We start from the raw sequence: 22,117 nt of genomic DNA on the forward strand, positions 1-22,117 counted from the left end.
ACCGGCGCTCCGAGCACCGGTTTCGACCACGGGGGCTAGTTTCGATGAAGTGCGGGTGGGACGGCGCTACAGCTCGACACCCACGAGGACGGGCTCGGGCTGCAGCACGATGCCGAACTCCGCCGCCACGCGGCTGCGGATGAAGCGCGCGAGCTCGGCGACCTCCCCGCCGGTGGCGCCGCCGCGGTTCGTGAGCGCGAGCGCGTGCTTGGTCGACACGCCAGCGCGCGAGCGCGGCAGGCGGAAGCCCTTCTCGATGCCCGAGTGCTCGATGAGCCACGCGGCGGGCACCTTCACGTCGGCGCGTGTGCTCACCACGCGCGGCAGGGCCCCGTCGTAGGACTCGAGCGGGATGACGACGACCGGGTCGAGATCCGGCTCGACGGGCCACCGCGGGCACTCGTCGGGCAGCGTGCGCGCGACCGACTCGGGCAGGATCGGGTTCTGGAAGAACGAGCCCGCGCTGTGCGTGTCGGCGTCGGGGTCGTCGAGGACCATGCCCTTGGACGCCCGGATCGCGAGGACGTGATCGCGGATCCACGCCAGCGAGACCGCCGCGTCCTCCGCGACGCCGAGGGCGCTGCGCAGCCGCGCATCGCGGATGGGCCGCTCGCCCGTGCCGACCTGCTCGAGCTCGAGCGTGAGCGAGAGGATGACCGCCTCCCGCTCGGGCACGGACCCGTAGTGGCGCTTGAGCACCGACGTGCGCGGGCCGAGCGCGAGGTCGGCGGCCGGCACCGTCGACACCTCGCCCGTGGACGCGTCGATGAGGTCGACCTCGACGAGCGTCTGGACGATCTCCTGCCCGTAGGCGCCCACGTTCTGGATCGGCGCGGCCCCCGACGTGCCGGGGATGCCCGACATCGCCTCGATGCCCGCGAGCCCGTTCGCGACCGTCCAGGCGACGAGCTCGTCCCAGTTCTGGCCAGCCTCGACGCGCAGCCGGACGCGGCCCTCGCGTGCGCCGCCGACGACCTCGAAGCCGCGGGTGAGGATGCGGACGACCGTGCCGGGGAACGGCTCGTCCCCCATGAGCAGGTTCGACCCGCCGCCGAGGACCATCCACTCGCCGTCGTCGCTCCAGACGTCGCGCAGGGCCGCGACGAGCTCGTCTCGCGTGTGCGCGTCGATCATGCGCTCGGGCGCGGCGCCGACCCGCAGGGTCGTGAGCTGCGAGAGGGGGATGGGCGCGATCTCGCTCATGCGCGGCGCACGCGCACCTGCGCCTTGCCGAGCACGGTCGTGTCGGCGTGCGTCACGGTGAGGTCGATGCGCACGGTGTCGTCGGCGACCTGCCCGACCTTCGCGACGACCGAGACGTCGGCGCCGGTCTCGGCGTCCACGACGACGGGGCGCGTGAAGCGCACGCCGTACTCGGCGATCCGGCCGGTGTCGCCGAGCCACTCCGCGATCGTGCCGACCGCGAGGCCCATCGTCAGCATGCCGTGTGCGAGCACGCCGGGCAGGCCCACCGACTGGGCGACGTCGTCGCGGTAGTGGATCGGATTGAAGTCGCCGGATGCCCCGGCATAGCGCACGAGGGACTCGCGCGTGAGGTGCACGGTGCGCTCGGCGACGACCTCGCCGACGGTGAGCTCAGACATCCGCGCTCTCCTCTCCCCCGACGAGCAGGACCGACGTCGCCGTGACGACGTGGCGCCCCTCGGCGTCGACGATCTCGGCGTCGCTCGTGATCATGGCGTTCGAGCCGACCGAGCGGATGCCCGTGACGGTCAGCTGCGCCGTGAGCTCGTCGCCCGCGACGATCGGGCGCGTGTAGCGGAAGCGCTGCTCGGCGTGGATCGTCCGCTCGAGCGCGATGCCGCTGTCGGGCTCGCCCAGCAGCTGCTGCAGCGTGTGGTCCTGGACGACCATCGCGAAGGTCGGCGGCGCGACGACGTCGGCGTAGCCGAGCGCGCGCGCTGCCTCCGGGTCGCTGTGCTGCGGCGCGTCGGCGAAGACGGCGCGCGCGAACTCGCGCACCTTCTCGCGACCCACCAGATACGGGGGCGTCGGCGGGAACTCTCGTCCGACCAGTTCGGGGTTCACAGGCACCCGGCCATCCTAACGAGGCCGCCTCCAGGCGCGGTCGGTAGACTGCCGCACGTGTCCCATCGTGTGAGCCCGCGTCGCGGGCGTGAGGAGGTCGTCGGCGCCGCTCGCGCCGACGACAGAGCCTGAGCGGTCGCCGCGCCCCTGCGCGGCCCGTCGCTCCGGCGCGCCCTTCTGCGGCGTGCCGTGCTCTCGCCATCCGCGCGAGACCTCACCACTCCCGCGAGACCGCGACCCGCTCGCGAGACCTCCTGCACGGCAGGCGGCCTCGTCATCGGCCGGAGTCCCGCTGACACACGACGCCGCGCACGCACGCGGCCGCCTTCGAGGACATGACATGAACACCCTGACCGAGCGCGACATCCGCGCCTCCTTCGTCAACGCCTCCCGCAAGGAGGTCTCCGACCTGGCCCTCCCCGTCGACTTCGCCGAGCGCGACTTCGATCGGCTCGACTACCTCGGCTGGGCCGACCCGAAGCTCCCCCGACGCGCGTACGTCGTCGCGGAGCTCGGCGGGCGCCCCGTGGGCGTGCTCCTGCGCCAGGCCGAGCAGCGCACGGGCGCCCGCGCCCTGTGCTCATGGTGCGAGGACGTGACCCTGCCGAACGACGTGCAGTTCTTCGCGGCGCGCAAGACGGGCCCCGCCGGCCGCAAGGGCGACACGATCGGCACCCTGGTGTGCGCGAACTTCGGGTGCCCCGCCGCCGTGCGGAAGCTCCCGCCCCTCGCGTACCAGGGCTTCGACCGCGAGGCGGCGCGCGACGAGCGCATCCGCCGTCTCGGCGAGCACGTCCGGGCGTTCATCCGCGCGCTCGGCGTCGAGGGCTGACGCCGCCGGGGTCACCCCCTCGCGCGCGCGGCGCGGATGGCCTTCTGGGCCATCTGCGCCGCGATCACGACGAGGAAGACGGCGAAGAGGATGTTGCCGACCTGCGGGTCGACGAGGTTCGCGACCCACGTGCCGAGCGGCGCGGTCGCGCAGGCCGCGAGGCCCACGCCGACGGCGGCGGCGACGTCGACGTTGTGCTTGCGGATGTTCGCCACGGTGCCCGAGAGCGACGTCGGGATCATCATGAGCAGCGACGTGCCCTTCGCGACGAGGTCGCTCATCCCGAAGAGCAGCATGAGGACGGGCACGACGACGATGCCGCCGCCGACGCCGATGAGCCCCGACACGATGCCGGTCACGAGGCCGAGCACGACGAGGCCCGCGCCGCTCCAGACGTCGATCTCGAGCACGGCGTCGCGCGAGGGCACGATGAGGAAGAGGCTGATCATGACGACGACGAGGAAGCCGACGAAGATCCACCGGAGCACGGGCTCCGACAGCGCGTGGAGCATCCGCACGCCGATCTGCGCGCCGAAGACGGCGCCCGCGGCGATGAGCAGCGCCGCGATCCAGTCGACGTCGCCGTTCACGGCGTAGGAGATGACGCCGACGATCGCCGTCGGGATGATCGCCGCCGACGACGTCCCCGCGCCCAGGCGCTGCGTGAAGCCGACGAGGAGCACGAGCAGCGGGACGATGACCGTGCCGCCGCCCACGCCGAAGAGCCCGGACAGGAAGCCCGCGAGCGCGCCGATCCCGACGAACGCCGCGATCGCCCCCGCGCCGCGGCGGCGCACCTCGGTCACTGCGCCGACCCGATCGCCGACACCGCGCCATCCCTCGTCATCCGTCCGTGAGCCATCCGTCCACGCTACCAACGGCATGTTTCCGGCGATGACGCGCGGGGCGCGCGCGGCGTCAGCGCAGCGCGCGGACGAACACCGCGGAGTCGCGGGCGCTCTCGACGCGGGTGAACCCCAGGCGCGGGTAGAACGCGAGCGCGCCCTTGTTCGCGGGATCCGCGGCGAGGTGCACGCCCGGCACGCCGCGCTCGCGCAGGGCGTCGAGCAGCGTCTCGACGAGGCGCCGCCCCCACCCCTGTCCCTGCAGCTCGGGCAGCAGGTCGATGTGGAGATGTGCGGGATGGGCGGCGAGATGCGGCTGGTCTTCGGGGCCCCGGCGATGCGCGTACCGGAGGAGGTCGGCTTCGCGCCCCGGGCGATCGCCGGGGTCGGGGAACCGCGCGGCGCGCGACGGCCACCACGTGTCGCGGAACCAGGTCTCGAAGGCGGTCGTGTCGGGCGCGCACACGATGTAGCCGGCCGCGCGCCCTCCCGACTCGACGACGAGGGCGAGATCGGGGTGACGGTCGACGTACGGATACAGGAAGAGCTCGGGCCACAGCTCGTCGTCGCCGAGGAGGCCGGTCGCGTCGCCGCCCGCGTCGGCGGTGCGCACGCACACCTCGCCGAGGGCGGCGCGATCGGAGGGGCGGTACGGACGCATCAGCGCGGCGGGTTCGCTCACGACCGCCAGGCTATCCCGCGCGGTAGCCTCGCGAGGTGCCCGTCCGCCTCGTCGCCCCGGGCGTCGCGTGGCTCGCGGCGTCCGACGCCGCCCTGCCTGCCCTGTCGTCCGCCGACGCCGAGCGCGCGGCGGCGCTGACGGCTCCGCGGCGCGCACGGTTCCTCCGCGGGCGCGCGGCGCTGCGCGCGCTGCTCGACGAGCGCGCGGTCGTCGAGCCGGCACGCTGCCCCGAGTGCGGCGCGCGGCACGGTGCTCCCGAGGTGCGGGCGGATGGCGCGCGCCTCTTCGCGAGCACGTCGCACGCGGATGGCGGATCGCTCGCGGCGGTCTCCCGCCGCCGCGTTGGGGTCGACGTCGAGACGGCGAGCGCTCTGCGCGTGCCTCCGCCCATCCCGGTGCCGCCCGGGGAGGATCCGCTGCGGCACTGGACCAGGGTCGAGGCCGTGCTCAAGGCGGATGGCCGCGGCATGCGCGTCGATCCCGCCGCGGTCGAGCTCGCCCCGGCGGGCAACGGATGGCGCGCGGAGCTCGAGGGGGCCGTCTACGACGTGCGCGACCTCACGATCGACGCCGCGCACGTCGCGGCGATCGCGGTGTCTCAGTCGTCCTGACGCGCTGGGCCCGCTGCGCGGCCGGACCGGCGCGGCGGCAGCTCGGGCAGCGCGCGCTCGTGCAGCCATGGAGCGAGCACGGGGTCGGCCATCCGCTCGAAGTCCGCCGACGCGGCGACCCCGTGGCGGTGGTTCGCGGTCCACGCCCGCACGAGATCGAAGAACGCCGGATCGCCGATCGTCAGACGCAGGGCGTGCAGCGCGAGCGCGCCGCGCTTGTAGACCCGGTCGTCGAACATGAGGTCGGGCCCCGGGTCGCTCAGGAGGAGGTCCTGCGGGAGCTGACGCAGCCGCGCGTGGTGCGTGCGTGCGAGCTCGTCGGCCGAGGGGCCGCCCTTCGCCTCGGACCAGATCCACTCGGCGTAGCACGCGAAGCCCTCGTTGAGCCAGATGTCGCGCCACTGCCCGACGCCCACGCTGTTGCCGAACCACTGGTGCGCGATCTCGTGGGCGACGAGGCGCTCCGATCCGCCGCGCCCGTCGATGTGATTCGCGCCGAACACTGCCATCCCCTGCGCCTCGAGCGGGATCTCCAGCTCGTCCTCGGTGACCACGAGACGGCACACCGACATCGGGTAGGGCCCGAAGGCCCGCTCGAACGTCTCGAGGATGCGCGGGACGACCGCGAGGTCCGCGTCGACGCGCGCGGCGAGTGCGGGCGGATGCACCGCGGCGACCGGGACCCCCTCGGCCGTCTCGGCGATCTGGCGGGAGACGTAGCGCCCGATCTGCACCGTGACGAGGTAGGCCGACGTCGGGGTGTCCTCCTCGAAGACGTGCGTCGTGCGCCCCGCGCGTGTCGTCGTCGACACCCGGCGCCCCGTCGCCTCGACGCGGTGGTTCTGATCGCACGCGATCGCGATCCGGTACCGCGCCTTGTCGGCGACGCGGTCGTTGCACGGGAACCAGGTCGGCGCGCCGGTGGGCTGCGAGGCCACGAGCACGCCGTCCTCGAGCTCCTCCCAGCCGATCGGACCCCAGGGAGACCGGCGCGGCCGCGGCGAGCCCGCGTAGTCGATGCGGACGTCGAGGGCTGTCCCGGCCGGGAGCCCCTCCGACAGCGTGACGCGCACGCGGCGCTCCGACTGGCGCATCTTGGCGACCTTGTGCCCGCGCACCTGCACGTTCGACGCGCGCAGCCCCACGAGGTCGAAGGACAGCACAGAGGTGTCCGCGAGCGTGACGAGGGCGATCTCGGCTCGCCCCGCGAGCCGGTTCGTCGCGATGCGGTAGTCGAGGTCGACGTCGTAGCGCTCGACGCGGTACCGCGTGTCGCCGCTGCGCGGCACGTACGGGTCGGCGCCCAGGCCGGCCGTCACGAGGCAGTCGCCTGGTAGGCGCGCACCTTCACGGCTCGCCACGGTCCGATCGGGTTGCCGCTCCAGCGGCTGCCGACGGGCACGGCCTCGCCGCGCATGACGAGCGAGGCAGGGCCGACCGTCGCGTGCGCGCCGATCGAGGCCGCCGGCAGGATCACGCTGTGGGGGCCGAGGGTCGCCCCCGGCTCGAGCGTCACGGTGTCCATGCTCATGATTCGATCATGGAACAGGTGGGTCTGCACGACGCACCCGCGGTTGACCGTCGCGCCGTCGCCGAGCGTGACGAGGTCGGGCTCGGGCAGCCAGTAGCTCTCGCACCACACCCCGCGGCCGATGCGAGCGCCGAGCGACCGCAGCCATGCGGCGAGCGCGGGCGTGCCCGACGCGGGCCGCGCGAACCACGGCGCAGCGAGCATCTCGACGAAGGTGTCCGAGACCTCCGTGCGCCACACGAAGCTCGACCAGAGCGGCTGCTCCCCCGCGCGGATCGGCCCGACGATGAGCCACTTGGCGGCGGTCGAGACGAGCGCGGCGACCGCCCCGGCCGCGAGCATGACGACGCCCGAGAGCAGGAGGGTGACGACCACGCCGAGCAGCTGGGCGAGCGCATAGAGGGCGAACAGCACGCCGAGCCCGAGACCGCACGTGATCACGACGGGCACGAAGCGGCACAGCTCCCACAGCGTGCGGGCGACGCGCAGCCGGGCGGATGGCCGGAAGGTGCGGCTCTCGTCGACCTCGGCGACGACGCGCCGGAGGCGGACGGGCGGCGACCCGAGCCAGCTGGAGCCGGCCTTGGCCTTCATGGGCGCGACCGACAGCACGGCGACGAGGCCGTCCTTGGGAACACGGTGGCCGGCCGCGGCCATCCCCGAGTTGCCAAGGAACGCCCGCTTGCCGATCCGCGCGGGCGCGACCCTGAGCCATCCGCCGCGCAGCTCGTATGAGGCGACCATCGTGTCGTCGGCGAGGAACGCGCCGTCGTCGATCGTCGTCATCGACGGCAGGAGCAGAACCGTCGACGCCTCGACGTCGCGCCCGACCTTCGCGCCGAGAAGCCGCAGCCACACGGGCGTGAAGAGGCTCGAGTAGATCGGGAAGAGCACGGTGCGCGCGGCGTCGAGGAGGCGCTCGATGCTCCAGGCCTGCCACGCCGGCACGCTGCGGATGGGATACGTGCCCTCGCGCAGGCCGATCGAGAGCAGCCGCACGAGCACGACGACCGCGCCGGCGAAGACGAGGCCCGTCACGACGACGGCCGGCACGAGGAGCGCGAAGGCGGCGAGCGCGGCCTCCGCGAGGTCGTCGGCGCCGCGCATGCCGAGCGCGAGCACGAGGCCGCCCGCGGCGAACGCGACGATCGGCAGGAGCGCGAGGCCCATCGACGACAGGGCATAGAGCGCCAGGTGACGACGCGGTGCGGGCGGGCGCTCCTGCGGCCATCCCCTCGTCGCGGCGCCCGCTCGAACGGCGGGCGAACCTGACCAGTGCTGCCCCGCGCGCACGCGGCCGAACACGGCCGATCCGGGGCCGACCTCCGCGCCCTGGCCGATCTTCGTTCCCGGAGCGAGGGTGCTGCGCGCGCCGATCGTCGCGCCGGCGCCGATGCGGATGCCGCCGATGCGGACGGTCTCGCCGTCGATCCAGTACCCCGACAGGTCGACCTCGGGCTCGATCGCGGCGCCCGAGCCGACCTCGAGCATGCCCGTCACGGGCGGCATGGTGTGGAGGTCGACGTCCCGGCCGATCTTCGCGCCGAGGGCGCGCGCGTAGTAGGTGACCCACGGCGCACCCGCGAGGCCGACCGGGTCGATCTGGTCGGTGACCTTCTCGGCGAGCCAGAGGCGCATGTGCGTCGCGCCCCCGCGGCGGTAGTCGCCCGGCCGGAGTCCCGCGAGCAGCACCCGCGCGAACAGCGCGCCCAGCGCCATCCGCCCGAACGGCGTCGCGAAGACGATGAGCCCGAGGAGCGTCCACCACCAGTCGATGACCGGGAGGGCCTCGAACCCGGGGACGAGCGACAGGAGAGTCGAGGCCGTGAGCGCGTACACGAGCCAGCGGGCGCCGGTGAGGATGAAGAGCGGGATCCCGACGAGCGACTGGGTCCACTGCGTGAGCCGGGGCGTCGGCGCGGGCGTGCTGAACCCGCCGGCGGCCTCGGGGTCGACGGTGTCGAGCGCGGCTTCGGCCATCGCGGCGAGACGCGGGTGGCTGTACACGTCGGCGACCGTGAACTCGGGCGCGGTCGCGCGGATGAGCGTGACGAGCTGAGCGGCCGCGAGCGATCCGCCGCCGAGGTCGAAGAAGTCGGCATCCGGATCGGCGACGGGGATGCCGAGCACGGCCTGCCAGTGCGCGGCGAGCCACGCGACGTCGTCGTCGAGGTCGGAGGCGTCGGCGTCGCCCGCATCCGCGAGCGGCCACGGCAGCGCGGCCTTGTCGACCTTGCCCGACGTGCGCGTCGGCAGCTCGTCGATGACGGCGAGGGTGGGGATGAGCGGCGCCGGCAGGCGCTCAGCGAGGCGCGAGCGGGCGTCGGCGCGGTCGAAGCCGACATCGGCGACGAGGTAGCCGACGAGGATGTCGACGCCGGCCGCGGTCTTGCGGACCGCGACCGCGGCGCCGCCGACGCCCGGGAGGTCCTGGAGCGCGGCCTCGACCTCGCCCAGCTCGATGCGGCGCCCTCCCACCTTCACCTGGTCGTCGACGCGGCCCTGGAAGAGGAGGCCTTCGGGCTCGAAACGCACCATGTCGCCCGAGCGGTACGCCCGCTCCCACCCGAGAGTCGGCATGGGCGCGTACTTCTCGGCGTCCTTGGCGGGGTCGAGGTAGCGCGCGAGGCCGACCCCGCCGATGATGAGCTCGCCGGGCTCGCCCGCCGCGACCGGGCGGCCGTCGGCGTCGACGACGGCCAGCTGCCATCCGTCGAGCGGAAGGCCGATCCGCACGGGCTCGTCGGCGCGCATGAGCGCCGCGCACGCCACGACGGTCGCCTCGGTGGGCCCGTAGGTGTTCCAGACCTCGCGGCCCTCGCCGACGAGACGGGCGACGAGCTCGGGCGGGCAGGCCTCGCCGCCGAAGATGAGGAGGCGCACGTTCTCGATCGTGTCGGCGGGCCACAGCGCGGCGAGCGTCGGGACGGTCGAGACGGCCGTGATGCCGTGGCCGAGCAGCCACGGGCCGAGGTCGGATCCCGATCGCACGAGCGAGCGCGGGGCGGGAACGAGACACGCCCCCGAGCGCCACGCGAGCCACATCTCCTCGCACGACGCGTCGAAGGCGACGGAGAGGCCGGCGAGCACGCGGTCGCCGGGCCCGAGCGGCTCGTCGGCGAGGAACAGGCGCGCCTCGGCGTCGACGAACGCCGCGGCCGAGCGGTGCGAGACGGCGACGCCCTTCGGGGTGCCCGTCGAGCCCGAGGTGAAGATGATCCAGGCGTCGTCGTCGAGGCCGGGGCGCTGGTCCTCGGCGGGCTCGGCGACCGGGGCGGACGCATCGGTGGGCTCGAATCGCCCGCCGCCCGTGAGGACGCCGCGCACCTTCGCCTCGCCGAACACGAGGTCGGCGCGCTCCTGGGGGTCGTCCGCGTCGACGGGCACGTACGCGGCTCCCGCGGCGAGCACCGCGAGGATCGAGACGTACAGCTCCGCCGTTCCCGAGGCCATCCGCACGCCGACGCGGTCTCCGCGGCGCACCCCGTGCGTCCGCAGGCGCTGGGCGACGGCCCGCACCTGCGCGAGCAGCTCGCGGTAGCTGAGCGCTCCGTCGGCGTCCTCGATGGCGGACGCGTCGGGATGCGCCCGCGCGGTCTCCTCGAGGATGTCGACGAGGGTGCGCGGGGGTGCGGCGCTCTCGCCGCGATCGAGCACGGCGCTCTGCGCCGCCGCGGTGTCGGTCAACCTGTCTCCATCCGTGGCGTCGCCGGGTGCGCCGCCATCGTCGTGGGGTCAGGTTACCGATCGGTGAACGACCGCCGACCGGCGCGGGGCCGCACGACGACGGCCGGGCGCGTCGCGCCGATCAGCACGGCAGGCGCGCGGGTCAGCGCGGCAGGCGCGCGCGCAGGGAGTCGATGAGGATGGCGGCGCCGAGCTCGAAGGACCGCGCGGCGCGCGCCTCCCCGCGCACGCCGCCCTCGAGAAGGCGCCCGAGGGTGCGGGTGTCGCCCTCGGGGCGCCAGACCTCGTCGGGCGACGCGAGATCGAGGCCGAAGCCGATCGCGAAGGCGTCGATCACGGCGATGATCGTGAGGACCTCGTCCTCGGGGAAGCCCGCCTCCACGAGCACGGTCGCGAGGTCGTCGTACGACGCGATGAGGTCGGGGTTCGTGATCGTCCGGTCGACGAGCAGCGGGACGAGAGCCGGGTAGTCGGCGTACATGCGGCGCTGGGCGCGCAGCACCTCGAGCACGTAGTCGTCCCACGGCACGCCCTGCGGCTGCACGCGGTACGACGCGATGAGGCGCCCCCGCATGAGCTCGAGGATCGCGTCCGCGCCATCGGCGTGGTTGTAGAGCGACGAGGGCCGCACGCCGAGGCTGCGCGCGATCGCATTGACGCCGAACGGCTCTCCCGCCCGGGCCAGCGCGAGCCCCGCGTCGCCGATGATCTCGGGCGACAGCAGCGGTGTGGACGGCCTGGCCATGCGCTCCCCTCTCCGCCGATCGGAGCACGATCGCCGCCCGGGGGTTTCGCGCGGCGTCTCTTCCCTGCATAATAACGAACATCGTTCGTTGACGAACACCATTCGTTAAACGGCCGAGCCGCACCACCCGATGCCGGCCCGCACATCCGCTTCCGCGCACAGCGCCGTGCCCCCTCTGGAGTCCCCATGTCAACCATCGACCTGACGAGCCGCGTGCCCCTGCGGCTCCCCACCGCGACCGCGACATTCGCGATCGGCATCGCCGGCTACCTCGGCGTCAACCTCTCGCCGTACATGATCACGGCGGCCCAGTCGGGCCTCGGCATGGACGTCCTCGCGGCGAGCTGGCTCGTCACCGCGACGCTCCTGCTGACCGCCGTGACCGGCCTCGCCATCGCCCCGCTGTGCGCGGGAGCGCACCGTCGCACCGTCGCCCGCGGCGGCCTCGCCCTCGGGCTCCTCGGCTTCGGCGCGGCCGCCGTCGTGCCGGCCCTCATCCTGCCGGGGCTCCTCGCCGGCGGCGTCGGCGCGGGCGGCGCAGTCGCCGCCTCGGGGGCCGCTCTCGCGGCGTTCCGCAACCCCGATCGCGTCGCGGGCTTCAACGGGCTCGCCAACCGCGCCGTCATCACCGTCGTGCTCGCCGTGCTCCCCCTCATCGGGCTCGCGCCGATCGACGTGTTCGGCGCGCTCGCGCTCTTCTGCCTCATCGGGCTCGCGGTGTCGCTCTGGCTGCCGGCCGCGCCCGTGCTCGAGCCGCACGCCGGCGCCGCCGTCGCCGAGGCCATGCCGATCGAGATCCCGCCCACCGGCGTGGTGCGCACTTCGGTGCCGCGCTCGCGCACCGTCACGATCGCCGGCTTCGCCCTGCTCGTCACGTTCGCGCTCTGGGCCGCGAGCGAGGACTCGCTGTGGGCGATGGCCGGAGTCATGGGCGCCGAGCAGGCGGGTCTCACTCCCGAGGGCCTCGGCATCGCGCTCAGCGGAGCGACGGCGGGCGGGCTCCTCGGCTCGATCCTCCTCATGATCGTCGGCGACCGCCTCGGCCGCGCCGTGCCGCTCGCGACCCTGCTGCTCGCGGGCGCCGCCCTCAAGTTCGCCGAGGGCTTCATGGCCGACCAGACCGCGTTCATCGTCGTCTTCATCGCGTGGAACACGATCTACGCGATCGCCTTCATGTACTTCGTCTCGACCTCGGCGGCCCTCGACGCGGACGGCCGCTGGTCGGGCCCGCTCCTCGCGGTCTACCTCGTCGGCTCGGCGCTCACGCCCGTGATCGGCGCGGCCCTCGTCGGCGCGCTCGGATACCAGGGCTTCACGACCGCCCTCTCCGTCGCGAGCGTCGTGCTCGCCGTCCCCGCGGGCGCCATCGCGCTCCTGTCCACACGGCTCGAGCGAGCCGCACGCACCGCCATCCCGGAGAACGCCTGATGACCCGCACCCTCTACCGCAGCGCCCGCATCTTCACCGCCGACGAGCCCGCCTGGGCCGAGGCGCTCGTCGTCGACGGCGACACGATCGCGTACGTCGGCGACGCCAGCGGCGCGCCCGCCGCCGATGCGACCGTCGACCTCGGCGGCCGCCTCGTCCTGCCCGGATTCACCGACGCGCACACCCACCTGCTCATGACGGGCGAGGCGCTCGGGCAGGTCGGTCTGACCGACGCCCGCACGCTCGGTGAGATCCAGAGCCGGCTCCGCGACGCGCGCCCGGGTGCCGACGGCGTGCTGCGCGGGCGCGGGTGGCTCTTCGACGCGATCCCCGGCGGAGCGCCGACCGCCGCGATGATCGACGAGGCCGTCGCCGACATCCCCGTGTACCTCGACGCGAACGACTACCACTCGTGCTGGGTCAACACCGCGGCGCTCGCCGAGCTCGGCATCACGCGGGACACGCCCGACCCCATCGGCGGCCGCATCGAGCGCGACGCCGACGGCGAGCCGACCGGGCTGCTCTACGAGACCGCGGCCGTGCAGTACGCGTGGGCGCATCGCGACGCGACGGCGACCGACGCGCAGCGCGACGCCGCGGTCGAGCGCGTGATCGGGGCGTACCTCGCGACCGGAGTCACCGGGGTCGTCGACATGGCGTTCGACGACTTCGGGCTCGAGGCGTTCCGACGCGCGGCTGAGCGGCGCGGCGGCACGCTGCCGATCCGCGTGGCCGCCCACTGGTTCGTGACGAACACGGGCGACGATGCGGAGAACGTCGCGCAGGTCGCCCGCGCCGCCGAGCTCGCTGCCGCGACCGCGTCGCCGTGGCTTCGGGTCATCGGCATCAAGCTCATCCTCGACGGCACGATCGACGCGTGCACGGCGGCCATGGGCCATCCGTACGCCGACGGCACGAACGCCGAGCCGATCTGGCCGGCCGAGCGGCTCGGGCCCGTGGTCGATGCGGCGGATGCCGCGGGACTGCAGATCGCCATGCACGCGATCGGCGACCGCGCGAGCACGATGGCACTGGACGCGATCGAGCACGCGATCGCCGCGAACGGGGAGCGTCCGCGACGCCACCGCATCGAGCATCTCGAGTACGCGGCGCCCGGCACGGCCGAGCGGATGGCGCGCCTCGGCGTCACGGCGTCGATGCAGCCGGTTCACGCGGATCCCGCCATCTTCGCCAACTGGGCGGCTCAGCTCGACGACGAGCGGGTCGAGCGCGCTTTCGCCTGGCCCGAGTACGAGGACGCGGGTGCCCTCCTCGCCTTCTCGACCGACGCGCCGACGGCGCCGCACGCGTCGCTCGCGAACATGTACGTCGCCACGACGCGCGCGTCGGCGCTCGACATGTCGGTGCCGGCCGTGCACCCGCAGTTCGCGCTGCCGCTCGACCGCTCGATCGTCCACGCGACGCGCGACACGGCGGCGTCGATCGGCGACGGCGGATGGCGCGGGCGCCTCGTGCCGGGAGCCGCGGCCGACTTCGCGGTGCTCGACACGGACCCGTTCGCCGCCGGGCCGGAGGCGCTGCTCTCCGCGCGCGTCGTCACGACCGTCGTCGCGGGCCGCATCGCATACGAGGCCTGACCCACCACCCTCTCTGCATGTCTCACTCGGCGCGGGATACGCCTCGGCATTCCCGCGACGAGTGAGACATGCATGCCTTCGGGTGAGATGTGCAGGCGTGCGAGCGGGACGCGCGGGGTTGCGAGCGGGACGCGCGGGGTCGGTCAGCGGACGCCGAGCATGGCCTCGGCGGCGCGGAGCAGCAGCTCGGCGCGCTCTGCCGCGCCGCCCCACCGCACGAGAGCTTGCGCGTTGAGGCCGTCGATCATCCCGAGGAGCTGCCAGGCCGCTGCAGACGGGTCCTCGACGCGGAACGACCCATCGGCCGCTCCCGCCTCGATCACCTCGCGCAGCAGGCGCGCCCACGCGTCCATCTGCTCGCGCACCGCTGCGGCGAGCGGACCGCTGCGGCGTCCGAGCGCCCACGCCTCGACCCACACCGCCGTGACGTCGTCGCGCGTCCCACCGAGGAGGGTCTCGATGAGGGCGCGCAGCGCATCCCGCGGGGCCTCCCCCGCGACGAGCTGGGCGACCTCGGCGAGCTCGTCGCCCACGATGCCGGCGAAGGTCGTCGCGACGAGCTCCTCCATGGCCGGCGCGTAGTGCGCCACGAGCGCAGGGGTCACGGATGCCCGGGCGGCGATCGCGCGGAGCGTCACGGCATGCAGCCCATCGGCCAGGGCGATCGCGCGCGCCGTCGCGGCGATCTCGGCGCGGCGCTCAGCGGGAGCGCGGCGCGGCGCACGTCGGCGAGGGGGCGCCGCTTCGCTTGACATGTCCCTCACCCTAGCGCCAGAATCAGATTATTGATCACACGATCAATACACGAGAGGATCGATGATGACCTGGCGGATGCCCGCAGAGACGGATCGGCACGAGCGCACCTGGATGGCGTTCCCCCGAGAGGGATTCACCCTCGGCGACACCGACGCCGAGCGCGAGGCCGGCTACACGGCGTGGAGCGCGGTCGCGCACGCCGTCGCCGAGTTCGAGCCCGTCACGATGGTCGTCGACCCGAGCGAGGTCGCGCGCGCCCGGCGCATGCTCTCGTCGCACATCGAGCTCCTCGAGGCGCCCCTCGACGAGTTCTGGATGCGCGACGTCGGCCCGACCTTCGTCGTCGACGACACGCGCCCGGGGGCTCTCGGCGCCGTCGACTGGACCTTCAACGGCTGGGGCGCGCCCGCGTGGGCGGAATGGCGCCTGTCAGCGCAGCTCGGACGCATCGTGGGCCGCGCCGCGGGCGCGGAGATCGTCAGCTCGGCGCTCGTGAACGAGGGCGGCGGCATCCACGTCGACGGCGAGGGCACCGTGCTCGCGACGGAGACCGTGCAGCTCGACCCGCGTCGCAACCCGTACGCCGACAAGGAGCGCGTCGAGGCCGAGTTCGCCCGCACGATCGGCGCGGCGAAGGTCGTCTGGCTGCCGCGCGGACTCACGCGCGACTACGACGAGTTCGGCACGAACGGCCACGTCGACATCGTCGCGACGCTGACCTCCCCCGGCGTCCTCCTGCTCCACGATCAGCGCGACCCCGACCATCCCGACCACGCCGTGACGCGCGAGCTGCGCGCGCATCTCGCCCAGCAGACCGACGCGGCGGGCCGCGCCTTCGAGATCGTCGACCTGCCCGCGCCTGCGACGCTGCGCGACGATGAGGGCTTCGTCGACTGGAGCTACGTCAACCACCTCGTCGTGAACGACGGGGTCATCGCGTGCGGATTCGGCGAGGACGAGGCGGATGGCCGCGCGCGCGACATCCTCGCGGAGGTCTACCCGGGCCGCACCGTGAAGACGGTCGACGCCCGCGAGATCTTCGCGCGCGGCGGCGGCATCCACTGCATCACGCAGCAGCAGCCGTCGGTGGGGGCGCTCTGATGATAGACGTGCTCGAGGCGTCCATCGCCGACCTCCAGCAGGCGCTCGCGCAGGGCCGCACGACCGCGGTCGAGCTCGTCGAGGCCTACCTCGCCCGCATCGACGCCTTCGACGCCCCCGGCACCGCGACCGCGCTCAATGCGGTCGTCGTGCGGAACCCCGATGCCCGCGACGAGGCACGCGCGTCCGACGCCCGTCGCGCGGCCGGCCGCCTCCTCGGTCCGCTGGACGGCATCCCGTACACGGCCAAGGACAGCTACCTCGTGAAGGGCCTCACGGCCGCGTCGGGCAGCCCGGCCTTCGCCGATCTCGTCGCCCAGCGCGACGCGTTCACGATCGAGCGGCTGCGCGCATCCGGCGCGATCTGCCTCGGTCTCACGAACATGCCCCCGATGGCCAACGGCGGCATGCAGCGCGGCCTCTACGGCCGCGCTGAGAGCCCGTACAGCGCCGAGTACCTCACGTCGGCGTTCGGGTCGGGCTCGTCGAACGGGTCGGGCACGGCGACCGCCGCGAGCTTCGCGGCGTTCGGCCTCGGCGAGGAGACGTGGTCGAGCGGGCGCGCGCCCGCATCGTGCAACGCGCTGTGCGCGTACACGCCCTCGCGCGGCGTCATCTCGGTGCGCGGCAACTGGCCGCTCGTGCCCACCATGGACGTCGTCGTGCCGCACACGCGCACGATGGCCGACCTGCTCGCGGTGCTCGACGTCGTGGTCGCCGACGACCCCGAGACGCGCGGCGACTTCTGGCGCGTGCAGCCGTGGGTGCGGATCCCCGCGGCGTCCGCCATCCGCCCCGCCTCCTACCCGGCGCTCGCCGACGGCGCCTCGCTGCGGGGCAAGCGCCTCGGCGTGCCGCGCATGTACATCAACGCCGATCCCGACGCGGGCACCTCAGACGACCCCGGCATCGGCGGCCCCACCGGGCGCCGCATCAGCACGCGCGAGTCCGTCATGGAGCTGTGGCGGGCCGCACGCGCCGACCTCGAGGCGGCCGGCGCGACCGTCGTGGAGGTGGACTTCCCGCTCGTGTCGAACTACGAGGGCGACCGGCCCGGTGCGCCGAAGATCACGACGCGCGGGCTCGTCACGCCCGCCTACCTCCACCGCGAGATCGTCGACCTGTCCGCGTGGGCGTGGGACGACTTCCTGCGCGCGAACGGAGATCCGGCCATCCCGTCGCTCGACGTGATCGACGGCGCGCAGATCTTCCCGCATCCCGCGGGCGCGCTGCCCGACCGCTACACGGGCTTCGACGACGACATCGCGTCGTACCCCACGCACGTCCGCGAGCATCCCGTGGCGGCGATGACGGACATCCCCGAGCTCGAAGGCGGCGTGCGCGGCCTCGAGGAGACCCGCCGCGTCGATCTCGAGCAGTGGATGGACGACAACGGGCTCGACGCCGTCGTCTTCCCCGCGATGGCCGACGTCGGCCGCGCGGACATGGACGTGAACCCGGAGTCCGCCGACCTCGGCTGGCGCAACGGCGTGTGGGTCGCGAACGGCAACCTCGCCATCCGCCACTTCGGCGTGCCGACCGTGACCGTTCCGATGGGCACGATGTCGGACATCGGGATGCCCGTGGGCCTCACCTTCGCCGGCCGCGCGTACGACGACGCGGCGCTCCTCGCGCTCGGCGCCGCGTTCGAGGCGACGGGTGCGCGCCGCACGATGCCGCCGCGGACGCCCGCGCTCTGACGCGGCGCCGACGCGCGAGAGCCCCGGATGGCCGTGGTGGCCATCCGGGGCTCTCGCGTTTCCGGCGGGGGCGGCAGCCGCGGGGCGGATCCGGGGCGGATCCGCCCGCCCGACCCGGCTCAGCCCACCCGGATGAGCTTCTTGTTGACGAACTCGTCGGCCGCGAGGAGGCCGAGCTCGCGCGAGGTGCCGCTGCGCTTGACGCCACCGAAGGGCAGCTCGGCGCTGTCGGCGAGCACGATGTTGATGTACACCATGCCGGCCTCGATGCGGTCGGCCACGCGCTGCGCCTGCTCGGCGTCGGTCGTGAACACGTACGAGCCGAGGCCGAACGGGGTGTCGTTCGCGAGACGCACGGCCTCGTCCTCATCGGCGACCCGGTACACGACGCCCGCGGGGCCGAAGAGCTCCTCGCGGTAGACGTCCATCTCGGGCGTCACGTCGGTGAGCACGGTGCCGGGGAAGTACGCGCCGTCGCGCTTGCCGCCCACGACGAGGCGCGCGCCCTGCTCGACGGCGCGGTCGATCTGCTCCTGCAGGCGCTCCGCGGCGGCGAGCGACGAGAGCGGCCCGAGGACCGTGTCCTCCTCGAGCGGGTGGCCGACCTTCGCGGCCTCCATGGCCGAGGAGAACTTCGACAGGAACTCGTCGTACAGGCCGTCGACGACGATGAACCGCTTGGCGCCGTTGCACGCCTGGCCGTTGTTGTCGAGGCGCGCGTCGACGGCGGCCTGCACGACCGCGTCGAGGTCGTCGGCCGAGAGCACGATGAACGGGTCCGACCCGCCGAGCTCGAGAGCCACCTTCTTGAGGTACTGGCCCGCGAGCGCGGCGACGGCGGAGCCCGCACGCTCCGAGCCGGTCACCGAGACGCCCTGGACGCGCGGGTCGGCGATGATCGTCGCCGCCTGCTCGTTCGTCGCGTACACGTTGACGTAGGCCCCCTCGGGCAGGCCCGCGTCGCGGAAGATCTCCTCGAGCGCGGCCGCCGACTCGGGACACTGCGGGGCGTGCTTGAGGATGATCGCGTTCCCGATCACGAGGTTCGGGCCCGCGAACCGCGCGACCTGGTAGGTCGGGAAGTTCCACGGCATGATCCCGAACAGCACGCCGAGCGGGGCGCGGCGGATGACCGCGCTCCCCTCGCCGAGGATCTCGATCGGCTGGTCGCGTGTGATCGCCTCGGCGTTGTCGGCGTAGTACTCGATGATGTCGGCCGAGAAGTCGACCTCGCCGAGCGCGGCCTCGAGCGGCTTGCCCATCTCGCGCACGATCGTCGCGGCGAGGGCGTCGCGGCGCTCGCGGTGCAGGGCGGCGGCACGGCGGACGGCCGCGGCGCGGTCGGCGACGGAGAGCGCCGCCCAGGCGCGGGCTCCCTCGCTCGCGCGCGCGATCGCGTCCTGGATCTGCGCGTCCGTGAAGGTGTCGTACTCGGCGACGGTCTCGCCCGTTGCGGGATCGACGACGGCGTAGTCGCTCATGATGTTCCTCTCGTCGCGGTCAGTCGTTGGGGATGAGGGTGTACTTCGTCGACAGGTACTCGTGGATGCCCTCGAGCCCGCCCTCGCGTCCGACGCCGGACTGCTTGACGCCGCCGAACGGAGCGGCCGCGTTCGAGACGACGCCGGCGTTGAGACCCATCATGCCGGTCTCGAGGCGGTCGATCATCCGGTGGCCGCGGGCGAGGTCCTGCGTGTAGACGTACGACACGAGGCCGTACTCGGTGTCGTTCGCGAGGCGGACCGCCTCGTCCTCGTCGGCGAAGGTCGCGATCGCGAGGACGGGTCCGAAGATCTCCTCGCGCAGGATGGCACTGCCTGCGGTGACTCCGGTGAGGACCGTGGGCGCGTAGAACGTCCCGGGTCCGTCGAGCTTCTCGCCGCCCGTGAGCACCGTGGCGCCGCGGTCGGTCGCGTCCGTCACGAGCTCGTCGGCCTTCGCGACCGCGTCGGCGTCGATGAGCGGGCCGATGGCCACGCCGTCCTCGGTGCCGCGGCCGATCCGCATCGCCTGGACGCGCTCGGTGACCTTGGCCGCGAAGGCGTCGGCGATGGACTCGTGCACGATGAAGCGGTTGGCCGCGGTGCACGCCTGCCCGATGTTGCGGAACTTCGCCGCGAGGGCGCCCTCCACGGCCTTGTCGAGATCGGCGTCCTCGAAGACGACGAACGGCGCGTTGCCGCCGAGCTCCATCGAGACGCGCAGCACGCCCTCGGCGGCCTGCGCGATGAGCTGGCGGCCGACCTCGGTCGAACCCGTGAACGACAGCTTGCGCAGACGCGGGTCGGAGATGATCGGCGCCGAGACGCGACGCGACGACGCCGACGTGACGACGTTCACGACGCCCGCGGGCACGCCGGCCTCGACGAGGAGCTGCGTGAAGAACAGCGTCGTGAGGGGCGTGAGCTGCGGGGGCTTGATGACGACCGTGCAGCCGGCGGCGAGCGCCGGGGCGATCTTGCGCGTGGCCATCGCGAACGGGAAGTTCCACGGGGTGATGAAGAACGAGGGGCCCACGGGGCGCTGCGACACGACCATCCGGCCGGTGCCCTCCGGGTTCAGGCCGTAGCGGCCCGTGATGCGCACCGCCTCCTCGCTGAACCAGCGCAGGAATTCGCCCCCGTAGACGACCTCGCCGCGCGCCTCCGCGAGCGGCTTGCCCATCTCGAGCGTCATGAGGAGGGCGATGTCCTCCTTGCGCTCCTGCACGAGCTCCCAGGCGCGGCGCAGGATGTCGCTGCGCGTGCGGGGCGCGGTGGCCGCCCAGGCGTCCTGCGCGGCGACCGCGGCGTCGAGGGCGCGGGTGCCGTCCTCGGCGGTCGCGTCCGCGACGCGGGCGATCACCTCGTTCGTCGAGGGGTCGTGGACGTCGAAGGTCGCGCCCTCGGGGGCGTCGACCCACTCGCCGCCGATGAACAGACGGGTCGGCACCGAGGCCAGCAGGGCGCTCTCGCGGTCGTTCGTCATGTCGGTTCCTTCCGGGTGGATGGTCGGTGAGGTCGGTTCAGCGGCGGGTGCCGCGGAGGCTGGGCGGTGCGTCCATGGTCAGCACGCTGCCGCGGAAGAACGCGGGCTCGCGCGCCGCCTGCCACAGCATCAGCGCGATGCCGATGACGATGACGGCGATGCCGAGGATGAAGACGAGGCCGATGCCGCCGATCTGAGAGCCGCTTCCGTAGGCCGGGTCCATCGTGTCGATGAGGGTCGTCACGAAGAGGATGGCCAGGATGATCCCGCCGACGAGCGGGAACAGCAGCATGAAGAAGACGTTGCGCACGGAGTCGAACCACTGCCGGCGGAAGTACCAGACGCACGCGAAGGCGGTCAGCCCGTAGTAGAAGCAGATGAGCATGCCGAGCGCGAGGATGGTGTCCCACAGGGTGTTCTCGCTCACGAAGCGCATGACGGCGTAGAACACGCTCGTCACGATCGCCGCGACGATCGTCGAGTATCCCGGGCTGAAGAACCGCGGGTGCACGGAGCCGAACTTCTTCGGGAGCGCTCCGTAGTGGCCCATGGCGAGCATCGTGCGGGTGGGCGACGCGAACGTGGCCTGCAGCGACGACGCCGAGCTCGTGAGCACCGCGAGCGAGACGAGGAAGCCCAGCGAGCCCATGATCGGGTTCGACAGCGCGAAGAACACGTTCTCCTGGATGTCGGGGTTGCCGAGGCCGAGCTCGCCGTCGCCGACGCCCGCGAACATCACCATGCCGATGCCGAGGATGAGGTACAGGAACACGACCACGAGCACGACGACGGTGGCGGCGCGGCCCGGGGTCTTCTCGGGGTTCTTCGTCTCCTCGTTCATCGTGAGGACGAGGTCCCATCCCCAGAAGATGAAGATCGACAGCGACAGGCCGGCGACGGCCGCGCTGAACGAGGGGACGGCGAACGGGTTGAACCAGTTCGGATCGAACGGCGTGGGGTCGAACGCGTCACCCGACGCGGCGCGCGTGATCGCCGTGATCGCGAACACCACGAGCACGACGACCTGGAAGCCCACGAGCACGTACTGGAGGCGCTGCGACGTCTGCAGGTCGCGGTACGACACCCACGTCGCCGCGAGCACGAACAGCAGGCAGACACCCACGTTGATGAACGGGTTCCGCGTCAGCTCCGCGATCTCGGCGTTGCCCGTGATCTGGCTGATCAGAAGGAAGAGGAAGTCGACCGCGATGCCCGCGAGGTTCGACAGGACGAGGATGGTCGCGGCGATCAGGCCCCACCCGGCCATCCAGCCGATCCACGGGCCGAAGGCGCGCGTCGCCCACGTGAACGAGGTGCCCGAGTCGGGCATGACGCGGTTGAGCTCGCGGTAGCCGAAGGCGACGAGGAGCATCGGGATGAAGCCCACGATGATGATCGCGGGCACCTGCGTGCCGACCTCGGACGCGGTCGGGCCGATGGCGGCCGTGAACGTGTAGGCGGGCGCCACGGTGGAGACGCCGAGGACGACGGCTCCGATGAGCCCGAGCGTGCCGGCGCTCAGGCCCTTGCTCGAGATGCCGGTGGTGACGGGATCAGACACGACGGTGTGCGGGTTCTGGCTCAT

The 22,117-nt window shown here is 73.2% G+C and carries 18 protein-coding genes; 6 read left to right on the top strand and 12 right to left on the bottom strand.

Annotation, left to right across the window (positions count from 1 at the left end; all coding sequences use genetic code 11):
• Positions 1–66: 66 nt before the first annotated feature.
• The 3 genes from M1D56_RS12940 to M1D56_RS12950 are packed head-to-tail and all read right to left on the bottom strand — an operon-like array spanning position 67 to position 2,055.
• The gene (locus tag M1D56_RS12940; protein ID WP_271173648.1) at positions 67–1,203 is read right to left on the bottom strand and encodes a UDP-N-acetylmuramate dehydrogenase; all 1,137 of its coding nucleotides are present in this window, start codon (positions 1,201–1,203) and stop codon (positions 67–69) included.
• Positions 1,200–1,604: a MaoC/PaaZ C-terminal domain-containing protein gene (locus M1D56_RS12945; protein ID WP_271173649.1), complete on the bottom strand. Its 405-nt coding sequence runs from the start codon at positions 1,602–1,604 to the stop codon at positions 1,200–1,202. Before M1D56_RS12945 ends, M1D56_RS12940 begins: the two co-directional genes overlap by 4 nt.
• Positions 1,597–2,055, bottom strand: a complete 459-nt coding sequence (locus M1D56_RS12950) for an FAS1-like dehydratase domain-containing protein (RefSeq protein ID WP_271173650.1) — start codon at positions 2,053–2,055, stop codon at positions 1,597–1,599. The genes M1D56_RS12945 and M1D56_RS12950 overlap by 8 nt, the downstream gene beginning before the upstream one ends.
• Before the next feature lie 334 nt (positions 2,056–2,389).
• Here M1D56_RS12950 and M1D56_RS12955 point away from each other — a divergent pair, with 334 nt between their 5' ends.
• Positions 2,390–2,881 carry an FBP domain-containing protein gene (locus M1D56_RS12955; RefSeq protein WP_456283773.1) on the top strand — a complete coding sequence of 164 codons (492 nt, stop codon included), beginning with the start codon at positions 2,390–2,392 and terminating at the stop codon, positions 2,879–2,881.
• A gap of 11 nt (positions 2,882–2,892) precedes the next feature.
• Here the strand turns inward: M1D56_RS12955 and M1D56_RS12960 are convergent, their stop codons facing one another.
• Entirely contained in the window at positions 2,893–3,687 is a 795-nt protein-coding gene (locus M1D56_RS12960) for a sulfite exporter TauE/SafE family protein (RefSeq protein ID WP_456283774.1), read from the bottom strand.
• Between the two features lie 112 nt (positions 3,688–3,799).
• Entirely contained in the window at positions 3,800–4,408 is a 609-nt protein-coding gene (locus M1D56_RS12965; RefSeq protein WP_456283775.1) for a GNAT family N-acetyltransferase, read from the bottom strand.
• 35 nt (positions 4,409–4,443) lie between these two features.
• On the opposite strand from M1D56_RS12965, the gene M1D56_RS12970 reads away from it, so the two are divergent.
• On the top strand, positions 4,444–5,019 hold the full coding sequence (locus tag M1D56_RS12970; protein WP_456283776.1) for a 4'-phosphopantetheinyl transferase family protein: 576 nt from the start codon (positions 4,444–4,446) through the stop codon (positions 5,017–5,019).
• Here M1D56_RS12970 and M1D56_RS12975 read toward each other — a convergent pair.
• The 3 genes from M1D56_RS12975 to M1D56_RS12985 form a co-directional block, all read right to left on the bottom strand.
• Complete coding sequence (locus M1D56_RS12975) at positions 5,007–6,338, bottom strand: M1 family metallopeptidase (RefSeq protein ID WP_456283777.1); 1,332 nt, start codon at positions 6,336–6,338, stop codon at positions 5,007–5,009. The two genes, M1D56_RS12970 and M1D56_RS12975, sit on opposite strands and share 13 nt — an antisense overlap.
• Positions 6,335–10,237, bottom strand: coding sequence for a Pls/PosA family non-ribosomal peptide synthetase (locus tag M1D56_RS12980; protein WP_456283778.1), 3,903 nt, complete (start codon positions 10,235–10,237; stop codon positions 6,335–6,337). The genes M1D56_RS12975 and M1D56_RS12980 overlap by 4 nt, the downstream gene beginning before the upstream one ends.
• Positions 10,238–10,379: 142 nt before the next feature.
• Positions 10,380–10,982 carry a TetR/AcrR family transcriptional regulator C-terminal domain-containing protein gene (locus M1D56_RS12985; protein ID WP_324014080.1) on the bottom strand — a complete coding sequence of 201 codons (603 nt, stop codon included), beginning with the start codon at positions 10,980–10,982 and terminating at the stop codon, positions 10,380–10,382.
• 186 nt (positions 10,983–11,168) lie between these two features.
• Here M1D56_RS12985 and M1D56_RS12990 point away from each other — a divergent pair, with 186 nt between their 5' ends.
• Positions 11,169–12,410, top strand: coding sequence for an MFS transporter (locus tag M1D56_RS12990; RefSeq protein WP_456283779.1), 1,242 nt, complete (start codon positions 11,169–11,171; stop codon positions 12,408–12,410).
• Complete coding sequence (locus M1D56_RS12995; RefSeq protein WP_456283780.1) at positions 12,410–14,008, top strand: amidohydrolase; 1,599 nt, start codon at positions 12,410–12,412, stop codon at positions 14,006–14,008. The genes M1D56_RS12990 and M1D56_RS12995 overlap by 1 nt, the downstream gene beginning before the upstream one ends.
• A 143-nt stretch (positions 14,009–14,151) precedes the next feature.
• Here M1D56_RS12995 and M1D56_RS13000 read toward each other — a convergent pair whose 3' ends face one another.
• A complete protein-coding gene (locus M1D56_RS13000; RefSeq protein WP_456283781.1) occupies positions 14,152–14,763 on the bottom strand; it encodes a TetR/AcrR family transcriptional regulator in 612 nt (203 codons plus the stop codon).
• Positions 14,764–14,827: 64 nt separating this feature from the next.
• Between M1D56_RS13000 and M1D56_RS13005 the strand changes: the two genes are divergently transcribed.
• Both M1D56_RS13005 and M1D56_RS13010 read left to right on the top strand, forming a co-directional pair.
• Entirely contained in the window at positions 14,828–15,865 is a 1,038-nt protein-coding gene (locus M1D56_RS13005) for an agmatine deiminase family protein (RefSeq protein WP_271173660.1), read from the top strand.
• Positions 15,865–17,565 carry an amidase gene (locus M1D56_RS13010; RefSeq protein WP_456283782.1) on the top strand — a complete coding sequence of 567 codons (1,701 nt, stop codon included), beginning with the start codon at positions 15,865–15,867 and terminating at the stop codon, positions 17,563–17,565. Before M1D56_RS13005 ends, M1D56_RS13010 begins: the two co-directional genes overlap by 1 nt.
• A gap of 119 nt (positions 17,566–17,684) precedes the next feature.
• Here M1D56_RS13010 and M1D56_RS13015 read toward each other — a convergent pair whose 3' ends face one another.
• The 3 genes from M1D56_RS13015 to M1D56_RS13025 are packed head-to-tail and all read right to left on the bottom strand — an operon-like array spanning position 17,685 to position 22,117.
• The gene (locus M1D56_RS13015; protein ID WP_456283783.1) at positions 17,685–19,046 is read right to left on the bottom strand and encodes an NAD-dependent succinate-semialdehyde dehydrogenase; all 1,362 of its coding nucleotides are present in this window, start codon (positions 19,044–19,046) and stop codon (positions 17,685–17,687) included.
• Positions 19,047–19,065: 19 nt separating this feature from the next.
• On the bottom strand, positions 19,066–20,532 hold the full coding sequence (locus M1D56_RS13020; protein WP_271173663.1) for an NAD-dependent succinate-semialdehyde dehydrogenase: 1,467 nt from the start codon (positions 20,530–20,532) through the stop codon (positions 19,066–19,068).
• Between the two features lie 37 nt (positions 20,533–20,569).
• Positions 20,570–22,117 carry an APC family permease gene (locus tag M1D56_RS13025; protein WP_421075400.1) on the bottom strand — a complete coding sequence of 516 codons (1,548 nt, stop codon included), beginning with the start codon at positions 22,115–22,117 and terminating at the stop codon, positions 20,570–20,572.

Source organism: Microbacterium sp. JZ101, assembly GCF_053903175.1.

What these genes read in the sequence shown, in the direction of transcription:
- M1D56_RS12940 (WP_271173648.1), bottom strand. Translation starts at nt 1,203, where the DNA reads ATGAGCGAGATCGCGCCCATCCCCCTCTCGCAGCTCACGACCCTGCGG.
- M1D56_RS12945 (WP_271173649.1), bottom strand. Translation starts at nt 1,604, where the DNA reads ATGTCTGAGCTCACCGTCGGCGAGGTCGTCGCCGAGCGCACCGTGCAC.
- M1D56_RS12955 (WP_456283773.1), top strand. Translation starts at nt 2,390, where the DNA reads ATGAACACCCTGACCGAGCGCGACATCCGCGCCTCCTTCGTCAACGCC.
- M1D56_RS12985 (WP_324014080.1), bottom strand. Translation starts at nt 10,982, where the DNA reads ATGGCCAGGCCGTCCACACCGCTGCTGTCGCCCGAGATCATCGGCGAC.
- M1D56_RS12990 (WP_456283779.1), top strand. Translation starts at nt 11,169, where the DNA reads ATGTCAACCATCGACCTGACGAGCCGCGTGCCCCTGCGGCTCCCCACC.
- M1D56_RS12995 (WP_456283780.1), top strand. Translation starts at nt 12,410, where the DNA reads ATGACCCGCACCCTCTACCGCAGCGCCCGCATCTTCACCGCCGACGAG.
- M1D56_RS13000 (WP_456283781.1), bottom strand. Translation starts at nt 14,763, where the DNA reads ATGTCAAGCGAAGCGGCGCCCCCTCGCCGACGTGCGCCGCGCCGCGCT.
- M1D56_RS13005 (WP_271173660.1), top strand. Translation starts at nt 14,828, where the DNA reads ATGACCTGGCGGATGCCCGCAGAGACGGATCGGCACGAGCGCACCTGG.
- M1D56_RS13010 (WP_456283782.1), top strand. Translation starts at nt 15,865, where the DNA reads ATGATAGACGTGCTCGAGGCGTCCATCGCCGACCTCCAGCAGGCGCTC.
- M1D56_RS13015 (WP_456283783.1), bottom strand. Translation starts at nt 19,046, where the DNA reads ATGAGCGACTACGCCGTCGTCGATCCCGCAACGGGCGAGACCGTCGCC.
- M1D56_RS13020 (WP_271173663.1), bottom strand. Translation starts at nt 20,532, where the DNA reads ATGACGAACGACCGCGAGAGCGCCCTGCTGGCCTCGGTGCCGACCCGT.
- M1D56_RS13025 (WP_421075400.1), bottom strand. Translation starts at nt 22,117, where the DNA reads ATGAGCCAGAACCCGCACACCGTCGTGTCTGATCCCGTCACCACCGGC.